We start from the raw sequence: 9932 nt of genomic DNA on the forward strand, positions 1-9932 counted from the left end.
TGCTAATTTGAGGATAATTAATGATGAGCGATCGCTGTGGGAAATTGTTTGAATCAGGATTTACAGGATGAGGTATTCGGTGGTTAATTCGAGCGATCGCTCTGGGAAATTGTCTGATAGTTGACAGGATCTGAAATAACTCTATTGATGAGCGATCGCAATTTTAGAGAATGAAAACGCCCTGCTTTTCAAGGAATATCTGCGGGTGTCAAGTCCCACAAGAAAAAGTTTTCAAACAACCTCTAAAAACCAAAGGAGAAAACTGTATCATTAAAGTCATAATCATTTGGGAATACTCACAAACTCCACCAGTCAAAAATCCATATCTTGTAGCAAATCCGCGCCCCAGCGGGTTTTGCCTGTGTAATTTTGACTACTCATTAGGCCAATTCCATTTGGATTTAAAGCACGCGCCTGCAACTAAACACGTAAAGTCCTCTCCGTTAAATCTGTATATGGTCTTCCACCCAACAGACGCTGAGTTTTTGAGATAAACTTCGTGATTCGGTGCTTTATCATGTTCTCCCTCAAGTGTATAGGTTCCTTTTTCGCAATCAAATTCTCCTGTGTAAGAATAATAAATATCTGGACTTGGAAACAACAACTTACGAGGAATCCCGACTTCATGTTTAACTGTAAATTTGATGGTGGGATAGGTTTGTTTTATTATCAATTTAATACCATTACTTGATGCAATAGCAGAGTCAACAAATGTACCGTCCGAAGTAACTTCAGTTGATGTACCAATAAATGGACGCATGGTGACATTGTTGCTCCCCGTTTTACAGACAATAGTAACATCAGTTCTAGTCCGGTAACTTTTACCGTCTACATCAAATCCCCTGTTATCTCCGCTAAACCACTTCTTCCTTAGTGGTACTTTTACTATTTTCCCCGGAATAAAAGTTGTGTAACGTATGTACCATGTTTTAGAATTTGATGATTTTTGAGCCTGGGCTGGTAGTATATTAACGTTAACTAAACTTGAACCAAAGACAGTAGATACAGTAATGGCAGAAACAGCGATCGCAGATGATATAATCTTATTCATGTCAATTCCCCCGTTTAAATAACGTACAAATTCTTATTGGGAGTAAATGTAGACAAATATGAAATTCACTACCCGACCCACAATAAATTACGATAGTTCTCAAACATACTTACTTTAATATGCCCAAAAGAGGATGTAAAGCCCTCAAAGGTATGTGGAAGTAATATAAAAGTCTTTAAACGTAATATTATGTCACCCATAAAAATCTTCATAAACGCTATTAGTCAAAAATTTATCTCTTACACCAAACCCGCGAAGGCGGTTTTTGTCTGTGTAGCCGTGACTTCCAGTCGCCAGGCTTCCAACCCGCAAAGGGGGGTTTTGTCTGTGTAACCGTGACTTACAGTCGCCAGGCTAACAAGTTTACAACCAGCGCAGATGATTTTGGCGTTGCTGAATTAGGGTATGAATTTAGGTGTAGAGACGTTCCATGGAACGTCTCTACAAGGGTTTTGAAATCATCAAAAATCATTTTCATACCTCAAATCAGCAACGCCATGATTTTTACCTATGTAGTTTCGCTAGAAGACGTATTAAAAGCATGATAGAATATCAAAAAGTCTTGACTTGAAGGGGGGGAGTAGTGTTAAATATTGAAGAGATAATTGAAATTGCAGATAACCAAGTCTTTGAGCATCAAGGACAGCATCTCAATGATTTACAAAGAGCTATCCTAGAAGGGACACTACAGGGTAGAACTTACGCAGATATCGCCAAGGAACACCAACACAGCGAAAAATACATCAAGGATAGCGCCAGTAAATTGTGGAAATCCTTATCTCAAGCAGTTGGAAAAAAAGTTAATAAATTTAATGTCAAGTCAACTTTAGGTAAATGTAGTTTCTCTTCAACAGGTAGATGTAGTTTCTCTTCAACTAATATTTTCACAATCAATAGTGGTAATCTATTTAAAGAATCTGCACCATCATCAGAAAATGATGAAATTATCCATAAAAAAGAACAGATAACCTCTCATCTAGATTTAAAAGATGCACCTGAAATCGGTGATTTTTATGGACGCAAAGTAGAATTATCATTACTACAACAAAAAATCCTTCAAGGAAAATGTAATTTAATAACCTTACTGGGTATTAAAGGTATTGGAAAAACTGCTTTAGCTTTAAAATTAGTTGATCATATCAAAGAAAATTTTGAGTTTGTTATTTATAAAAGTTTAAAATCTCTACCCAGTTTAACACAACTAATCACAGAGATAATTTACCCTCATGATCAGCTTATTCAAGATAATTCACCTCATCAACTTTCACAATTTAAAAAAGCCATAGAAAACCACTCTTATCTGATTATCATTGACGATGTTAACTGTATTTTTTCAAAGCATCAAGTATCAGGTAAATATCAACAAGGGTATGAAGAATACGGGAATCTATTTAAATTATTATCAACAACCAAACATCGAAGTTGTCTAATTATTAATAGTAGTGAGGAAATTCGTGAATTATCTAAACCACAAAATGATCATAGTCATGTTTTCACCCTGGAATTATTGGGATTAGATGATGACGGTGTGAACATTCTTAAAAAATTTGGCTTGAAAAATGAGGAAAATTATCAAAAATTGCTGAATATTTATCAAGGAACTCCCCAATATTTACACATCATTGGTTATCTTATTCAAGAATTATTTGCAGGTGACACCAATAAATTTTTGCAGCTAGATCAACCTTTTTTAGATATTGAATTAACGGCTTTTTTAGAGCAAAGTTTAGATATCTTACCACCATCAGAAGTAGAATTATTGCATTTTATAGCTAGTCAAAATGGCTCAATTTTATTAAGTGAACTGGAAAATAGTCATCAGGTTTATGAGCTAATAGTTACTAGTATTCAATCCCTAAAAAGGCGTTTCCTTATTTCTACCCAACAAATAAATGCAGAAGTGAGTTTAGAGATTTCACCTCTGATTAGGAAATTTTACCACAAACTAGATCCCCGACTTCTTTGAGAAGTCGGGGATCTAAATGGGATCTAAATTAAATTGTATCTGGATCAATATTTAATTCTCGCAACTTTGCTGCTAACCGTTGAGCTTTTTCATCAAACATTGTTGCTCTTTGAGCTTCAATTGCTGCTCTTTGTGCTTCAAATTCTGCACTTTCTTCCGGTGTGGGAACTAAAACTCCATCTGGTGTAAAATACCTTAATAAACCCTGAACAATTCCTAAATATAAACCTAATTCTTGACTCCATAAATGTCCCTTTTCATTCGGTTCTACAGGTTGATATTTACCATGTATTAAATAAAAACCTGCAAATTCTAAAGTATAGGGATCAAACCAAAAATACTCAGGTGTGCGGAAAATATCTTGATAAAGTTCTTTTTTAGTTTCTCTGTCAGTTTTCGCTGTAGTTGGTGAAATAATTTCCACAATCAGGTTAGGATATTTACCATTTTCTTCCCACACAACCCAACTTTTTCTAGTTTTTCTTTCTGTTGCTAACACCACGAAAAAATCTGGACCTCTCACATCTTTTGATTTCTTTTGATGGGGACTATAGTAAATACTGAGATTTCCCACAGCATAAAAATCATTTCTCTCTTTCCACAACCATTTGAGAGATTTTATTAAGAGCATTATTTGTTCGAGATGCAGTTCTGTTTCCACGGGAGGTTCATCACTATATAGGTCACTAGGTGGGAAAATTATCTCTTCTGATATATCTTCTAATGTGTTAGATGGGGATTCTGGTGCTTGAGTAATCATCATGGTATGATACCAAGTAGTTATTTGTTGATTATAACATGACTCCGAGAATGTTAAATTATACCTAGACAACACCAAAAAAATTTTTAATTGTGTTTATGAAAATGTTAGGATATCAGTGGTAGTAGAGGAAAACAACGATGAAAAAAGCATTGATGATCAAAATAATCATTTCATCCCTAACTTGCTTAAATATATTTACTCCTCATCAGGTTGCGGCTCAACTTTTACCACAACCTTGGGTGACGGTGGGAAGTAAAGATAGTGAAGTTACTTATGGTGCGGGTGTTAAGGTCTTAGGTTTTGGTGTTGAAGTAGGAAGGGGTCCTCAAGGTGCTATGGGAGCAGATTTTTTAAAATTCTTGAGTTTACCATTTATTTCACCTTATGTCGGAATTGGTTGGTATTCGGAAGATCAAGGAGTGGCTGTTTCTGGTGGTGTACAAGTAGTCACTAGCGATCATATTTTTGTGGGTGCTGGTTACAATTCTGTGCGAGGAGTTAATGGTCAAATCGGTGTGAAATTTTAGGGAATGTTTGGATTTTTTAATTCTTTTTTTCAATTCCCTTGTCGTCCGTTAAGCCTTCTATTTCTTCTTCAGTAAAAATAGGAGGCCATAATTCAGAAACAGCTAATTCCCAACCCGGAAAAAGTTCTGGTAAAGTTAAAATATCGCCATTATGAAAAACTATTGGTTCACCTTGAGAACGATAAACTGTTACTGTTTCTTCATCAGGAACAATTAAAATTCCAATAATTGCACCTAATTTGATTAAGTTGAGAATCTTATTTTTTAATATTTTAATTCTATCACTTTGAGATTTAATTTCTACTATTAAATCTGGTACAAGTTCGCCAAAATAACGGGGACTTTGACGCAGACGTGCAGCACTGACAAAAGAAACATCGCGAGCGGTTAAGTTGCTATTAGGTAAAATAAAACCTCCCGCAGAATCAAATACTCTTCCTAAACGACGGGGATAAACCCAATTCGCTAATAGTCGGCTAAAAAGAATACCAATTTCGCTAGATACAATATCTGATGGACCCACAATAGAAATTCTCCCGTTTGTTAATTCAACATCGTAATCTAAACCTGCATCATTGATAGCAGTTTGCAGTTTTTCTACATCTTTAATAGTCATGATTGACATAAAATAATACTCCTAATATACAAATTTGGGGTGATTCAAGCAAACACAATTTGATTTGAGATTTCCTTAAATTGTATCTGGATCAATATTTAACTCTCTCAATTTTGCGGCTAACCTTTGAGATTTTTCATTTGATATTTTCGCTTTTTCTGCTTCCATTGCTGCTCTTGTTGCTTCCATCTCTGCGCTTTCTTCCGGTGTAGGAACTAAAACTCCTGATGATGTAAAATATCTTAATAAACCCTCATGAATCCCTAAGTATAAACCCAATTCTTCACTCCATAAATGTCCTTTTTCGTTAGGTTGTAAGGGTTGATATTTGCCACTAATTAAATTAAATCCTGCAAATTCTAATGTATAAGGATCAAACCAGAAATAATCAGGTGTACGGAAAGTATCTTGATAAAGTAGTTTTTTAGTTTCTCTATCAGTTTTAGCTGTAGTTGGTGAAAGAATTTCGACAATGACATGAGGATATTTGCCATTTTCTTCCCACACTACCCAACTTTTTCTAGTTTTTCGTTCTGTTCCTAAAACTACGAAAAAATCTGGACCTCTAACATCTTTTGATTTCTTTTGATGAGGACTATAGTAAATACTTAGGTTTCCGACAGCATAAAAATCAGTTCTCTCCTTCCATAACCATTCTAAACATTTGAGGAGGAGAATAATTTGTCGTAAATGCAGTTCTGTTTCCACGGGAGGTTCATCACTATATAGGTCACTGGGTGGGAAAATTATCTCTTCTGATATATCTTCTAATGTGTGAGATGGGGATTCTGGCGCTTGAGTAATCATCATGGTATGATACCAAGTAGTTATTGGTTTATTGTAGCATTAATTGTCTGAATCAGGATTTACAGGATGTAATTTATGATTATTGTTATGCGATCGCCCCAAAACTACGGTTAAAATGATCAGAGTGACTATCCACGCATAAAATCAAGGATTTAGTGCGGAGGCTTCTTTGCACACCGCTATCTTCAGGTAAAATCATCTGTTGCTTATGTAACCACAGAATTATTAGTCCTCTTAGCCCTCTTCCATAACTGTAGGAAACATGACTTATAAAAAGCCGTAAATACTACTCCTGTTTTTCTTATTTAGATAAATTTAGTCTATAAAATCAATCCACAAAAAGTTATCCCATATCACTAAATCACCAAACATCACAAATTAACAACCATCTCAAAATCAGATATAATAAGACTTTTACTACTTGCAGTTATCTATAAACAATGTTATTATAGAACATAATAAAATCCATTTAGTCTAAAAATTAAACTGTCTTAATTCCCCAACTAAAAAACCTTAAACTAACGCACCTTTCCAGCAACATTACCAAGTTCGGAGTAATCCCAAGAGTGCATTTGACGGAAAGGAAGACCCATCTTTTGGAAGACATACTTCTCTTTCACACCAGAAGCAACTAAGTCTGGTTTCAATGCTTTGATAAATTCTTCAAATTCGTAAGCGGTAACGTCGTCATAAACGATAGTTCCGTTTTCAATGTAGTGAGTAGTACGTTTATAGTCGTCATTATGAGCGAACTCATAACCAGTACCAATCATCTTCATTCCTAAGTCTTGGAAAGCGGGAACAACGTGACGGGGACGTAAACCACCAACCATCATAGCCACTGTCTTACCTTCCAAACGGGGGCGATATTTAGCAACAATCGCATCCATGGTAGGTTGGTATTTAGCGATTACTTTCTCTGCGTTTTCTTGAATCTTAGCATCAAACTTAGAAGCAATTTCGCGTAAAGAAGCAGCAATCTTGGTAGGACCAAAGAAGTTATATTCTAACCAGGGAATACCATAAGCCTCTTCCATGTGACGGCTGATATAGTTCATAGAACGATAGCAGTGGATGAGGTTCATCTTCACGTTTGGTGTCATCAACATTTCGTTGATTGTACCGTCACCAGACCATTGTGCAACAACACGCAAACCGATTTCTTCTAATAAAATCCGGCTGGCCCAAGCGTCACCACCGATGTTATAGTCACCAATGATGGCTACGTCATAGGGAGTACCTTCAAACTTGAGTGTACCGTCTTTCTTGCCTTGATCTGCTCTGGGGAATACCCAGTCACGAATCATGTCGTTAGCAATGTGGTGTCCTAATGATTGAGACACACCACGGAAACCTTCGCAACGTACGGGAATAACTGGCTTACCGATGGTTTTAGATGTCTTCTTAGCTACTGCTTCGATGTCATCACCAATCAAACCGATAGGACATTCAGATTGAATAGAAACCCCGCGATTTAAGGGGAATAATACATCTAATTCTTCAATTAATTTAGTGAGTTTCTTGTCACCACCAAATACGATGTCCCGTTCTTGGAAGTCGGAGGTGAAGTGCATAGTACCGAAGGTATCAACACCTGTTGTACCTAAGTAGTAGTTACGACGACCGGACCAAGACCAATAACCGCAACCTACAGGACCGTGGCTGATGTGGATCATGTCCTTGATAGGACCCCAAACCACACCTTTAGAACCTGCGTAAGCACAACCACGGGCGGTCATTACACCGGGTAAGGATTTGATGTTAGATTTAACACCACAATCGGTTTTACCTTCTTCGTGAACGTTTAAGTGCTTCTCGCGCTTTTTAGCAGCTTTTTCGGGGTAAGCTTTGAGAACTTCTTTAATTAGTTCTTTTCTTTCTTCAACAATCTTCTTGTTGTCTGGAACTGTCATGTCTGGCCTCTTCTGGCTTTTAAAGATATTAATTGGGTAGGGATGGGGAAATTAATCCCCAAGGGCAGAAAGGAAGGTAAAAAGGAGGTAATGTAGAGTTTTCCTTTTTCCTATTCCTTAATTACTAAATACTACTTGGTAGCAGCAGCGGGTTTACCGATGATTTCAGCGTGCTTAGTGTCATCATCAAGAATACCAAATTCAACCAACAATGCTTCCAACTCATCCATTTCGATAGGTGTGGGGATGGTGAGTTTTTGGTTGTTGATGATTTTCTTCGCTAATGCGCGGTATTCATTACCTTGAGTGCTATCAGGTGCATATTCGTTAACGGTCATACGACGCAATTCTGCGTGTTGAACGATGTTGTCGCGGGGTACGAAGTGAATCATTTGGGTGTTCAAACGTTCAGCTAAGGTTTCGATTAATTCGATTTCGCGGTCAACCTTACGGCTGTTACAAATCAAACCACCTAAACGTACACCACCGGAGTGAGCATATTTCAAAATACCACGAGCGATGTTGTTTGCAGCGTACATCGCCATCATTTCACCAGAGGTAACGATGTAGATTTCTTGTGCTTTACCTTCACGGATAGGCATAGCAAAACCACCACATACAACGTCACCTAATACGTCGTAAGATACGAAGTCTAAATCTTGGTAAGCACCGTTTTCTTCTAGGAAGTTAATAGCGGTGATAATACCACGACCAGCGCAACCTACACCGGGTTCTGGACCACCAGATTCTACGCACTTAACACCACGGAAACCGGTTAACATGACTTCGTGGAGTTCCAAATCTTCAACAGCGCCTCTTTCAGCAGCTAAGTGTAATACGGTGGTTTGAGCCTTGGAGTGAAGCATCAAACGGGTGGAGTCAGCTTTAGGGTCGCAACCTACGATCATGATGCGTTGACCCATTTCAGCCATAGCTGCGAGGGTGTTTTGAGAAGTGGTAGATTTACCGATACCGCCCTTGCCGTAGAAAGCTATCTGTCTAATATTTGCGTCAGTAGTCATTGTTCGTGTTTTCCTAGAATTGGTTGATTTGGTGTTTTTCGTCTGTCGGTTCTCACGGCCAAGTTCTACGGCGGTGAGCGTGTGTAGAACGTCGCTACGGGGGCGATCGCTCTACAAAACATCTAGTGGTGTTCATAGTATTTATTGGGTTGTAGGGATTTTTGTTAGTTGTCCGTTGTCCGTTGTCCGTTGTCCTTTGTTTTGCTACTGACCACTGACTAATGACTACTGACCACTGACCAATGACTAATTTCTAAACTGCTTCGACAATAATTTCTTTGCTGATGCGATCGCGTAATCTCGCTTCAATGGCAATCTTTAAAGTAGCGGTACTGCTAGAACATGAACCGCAAGCACCTTGAAGAATTACTTTAACTTTATCACCTTCGACATCATAAAGTTCTACATCTCCCCCGTCGGCGATTAACACGGGTCGAACTTCTTCATCTAATACTTTTTGAATCAGGGCAATTTTTTGGACTGTAGTTAATGGTTTTTGTTGCCCGACAATAAACTCTGAATTAGGAATTTCTGTTTTAGCTTTCGCCTTGTAGCTGTAGAGATTTTTGTTGGCGGCTTCCTGCTTTACTTCTCTGATTATATCATCAATCTTCGTTAAACAAGAACCGCATCCGCCACCAGCTTTTACATAATTTGTTACTTGCTCTGCACTGAAGAGATTGTTTTGTGCAACTGCTTTCTTTATCTTAGCATCAGTTATTCCGAAACAACTACAGATGAGGACACCTTCTTCATCGTCATGTGCCTCTAGAGGAATGCCACGATAATTATAAATGGCAGCTTCTAAAGCCTCTTGACCCATAACAGAACAGTGCATTTTCGCTTCAGGTAAACCACCTAAATAATCAGCGATTTCCTTATTTGTTACTCCCAAAGCTTCATCTAAAGTTAAACCTTTAATCATTTCAGTTAAAGCACTAGAAGAAGCGATCGCACTAGTACAACCAAAAGTTTGAAAACGTGCATCAAGAATTTTATCTGTTGCTTCTTCAACTTTCAAATGTAATCTTAAAGCATCACCACAAGCAATACTTCCCACTTCACCAGTTGCCACTTTCACACCAACTTCACCGGTTTCTTCAATTGCACCTTGATTTTTAGGATCGTAAAATAACTCTAATACTTTATCAGTGTAGTCCCACATAATTGATTTTGGATTTTGGATTTTGGATTTTGGATTTTAGATTTTGGATTTTAGATTTTGGATTGGTAATTGATAATTGGTAATTGGTAATAGAGGAATCCC

Annotated in this window: 10 protein-coding genes; 3 read left to right on the forward strand and 7 right to left on the reverse strand. The window is 37.6% G+C overall.

Translation table 11 applies throughout. The features are described from left to right. Window positions 1–373: 373 nt before the first annotated feature. A complete protein-coding gene (locus tag ACIR131C_RS0106645; protein WP_028089565.1) occupies window positions 374–1051 on the reverse strand; it encodes a hypothetical protein in 678 nt (225 codons plus the stop codon). 430 nt (window positions 1052–1481) lie between these two features. On the opposite strand from ACIR131C_RS0106645, the gene ACIR131C_RS25430 reads away from it, so the two are divergent. Together ACIR131C_RS25430 and ACIR131C_RS0106650 are read left to right on the forward strand one after the other, a co-directional pair. Next, window positions 1482–1622, forward strand: coding sequence for a hypothetical protein (locus tag ACIR131C_RS25430; RefSeq protein WP_155963034.1), 141 nt, complete (start codon window positions 1482–1484; stop codon window positions 1620–1622). 12 nt (window positions 1623–1634) lie between these two features. Further along, on the forward strand, window positions 1635–3017 hold the full coding sequence (locus ACIR131C_RS0106650; protein ID WP_028089566.1) for a helix-turn-helix domain-containing protein: 1383 nt from the start codon (window positions 1635–1637) through the stop codon (window positions 3015–3017). 28 nt (window positions 3018–3045) lie between these two features. Here the strand turns inward: ACIR131C_RS0106650 and ACIR131C_RS0106655 are convergent, their stop codons facing one another. After that, complete coding sequence (locus ACIR131C_RS0106655) at window positions 3046–3780, reverse strand: Uma2 family endonuclease (protein WP_028089567.1); 735 nt, start codon at window positions 3778–3780, stop codon at window positions 3046–3048. Between the two features lie 137 nt (window positions 3781–3917). Here ACIR131C_RS0106655 and ACIR131C_RS0106660 point away from each other — a divergent pair, with 137 nt between their 5' ends. Further along, the gene (locus tag ACIR131C_RS0106660) at window positions 3918–4307 is read left to right on the forward strand and encodes a hypothetical protein (RefSeq protein WP_028089568.1); all 390 of its coding nucleotides are present in this window, start codon (window positions 3918–3920) and stop codon (window positions 4305–4307) included. Between the two features lie 16 nt (window positions 4308–4323). Here ACIR131C_RS0106660 and ACIR131C_RS22090 read toward each other — a convergent pair whose 3' ends face one another. From ACIR131C_RS22090 to nifU, 5 genes are all read right to left on the reverse strand, one after another. Continuing rightward, window positions 4324–4932, reverse strand: a complete 609-nt coding sequence (locus ACIR131C_RS22090) for a Uma2 family endonuclease (protein ID WP_051347503.1) — start codon at window positions 4930–4932, stop codon at window positions 4324–4326. A 66-nt stretch (window positions 4933–4998) separates the two neighbouring features. Beyond that, window positions 4999–5733 carry a Uma2 family endonuclease gene (locus ACIR131C_RS0106670; protein WP_028089569.1) on the reverse strand — a complete coding sequence of 245 codons (735 nt, stop codon included), beginning with the start codon at window positions 5731–5733 and terminating at the stop codon, window positions 4999–5001. Window positions 5734–6248: 515 nt separating this feature from the next. Continuing rightward, entirely contained in the window at window positions 6249–7643 is a 1395-nt protein-coding gene (gene nifD / locus ACIR131C_RS22095) for a nitrogenase molybdenum-iron protein alpha chain (RefSeq protein ID WP_051347504.1), read from the reverse strand. 131 nt (window positions 7644–7774) lie between these two features. Beyond that, window positions 7775–8665 (reverse strand): nitrogenase iron protein, encoded by an 891-nt coding sequence (gene nifH, locus ACIR131C_RS0106680; protein ID WP_028089570.1) that lies wholly within the window; start codon window positions 8663–8665, stop codon window positions 7775–7777. A gap of 253 nt (window positions 8666–8918) precedes the next feature. Beyond that, complete coding sequence (gene nifU, locus ACIR131C_RS0106685; protein ID WP_028089571.1) at window positions 8919–9830, reverse strand: Fe-S cluster assembly protein NifU; 912 nt, start codon at window positions 9828–9830, stop codon at window positions 8919–8921. Between the last annotated feature and the right edge of the window lie 102 nt (window positions 9831–9932).

Origin of the sequence: Dolichospermum circinale AWQC131C (assembly GCF_000426905.1) — a bacterium.
Taxonomy (GTDB): domain Bacteria; phylum Cyanobacteriota; class Cyanobacteriia; order Cyanobacteriales; family Nostocaceae; genus Dolichospermum; species Dolichospermum circinale.

What these genes read in the sequence shown, in the direction of transcription:
- nifD (WP_051347504.1), bottom strand. Translation starts at nt 7,643, where the DNA reads ATGACAGTTCCAGACAACAAGAAGATTGTTGAAGAAAGAAAAGAACTA.
- ACIR131C_RS0106655 (WP_028089567.1), bottom strand. Translation starts at nt 3,780, where the DNA reads ATGATGATTACTCAAGCACCAGAATCCCCATCTAACACATTAGAAGAT.
- ACIR131C_RS0106670 (WP_028089569.1), bottom strand. Translation starts at nt 5,733, where the DNA reads ATGATGATTACTCAAGCGCCAGAATCCCCATCTCACACATTAGAAGAT.
- nifU (WP_028089571.1), bottom strand. Translation starts at nt 9,830, where the DNA reads ATGTGGGACTACACTGATAAAGTATTAGAGTTATTTTACGATCCTAAA.
- nifH (WP_028089570.1), bottom strand. Translation starts at nt 8,665, where the DNA reads ATGACTACTGACGCAAATATTAGACAGATAGCTTTCTACGGCAAGGGC.
- ACIR131C_RS0106645 (WP_028089565.1), bottom strand. Translation starts at nt 1,051, where the DNA reads ATGAATAAGATTATATCATCTGCGATCGCTGTTTCTGCCATTACTGTA.
- ACIR131C_RS0106660 (WP_028089568.1), top strand. Translation starts at nt 3,918, where the DNA reads ATGAAAAAAGCATTGATGATCAAAATAATCATTTCATCCCTAACTTGC.
- ACIR131C_RS25430 (WP_155963034.1), top strand. Translation starts at nt 1,482, where the DNA reads ATGGAACGTCTCTACAAGGGTTTTGAAATCATCAAAAATCATTTTCAT.
- ACIR131C_RS22090 (WP_051347503.1), bottom strand. Translation starts at nt 4,932, where the DNA reads ATGTCAATCATGACTATTAAAGATGTAGAAAAACTGCAAACTGCTATC.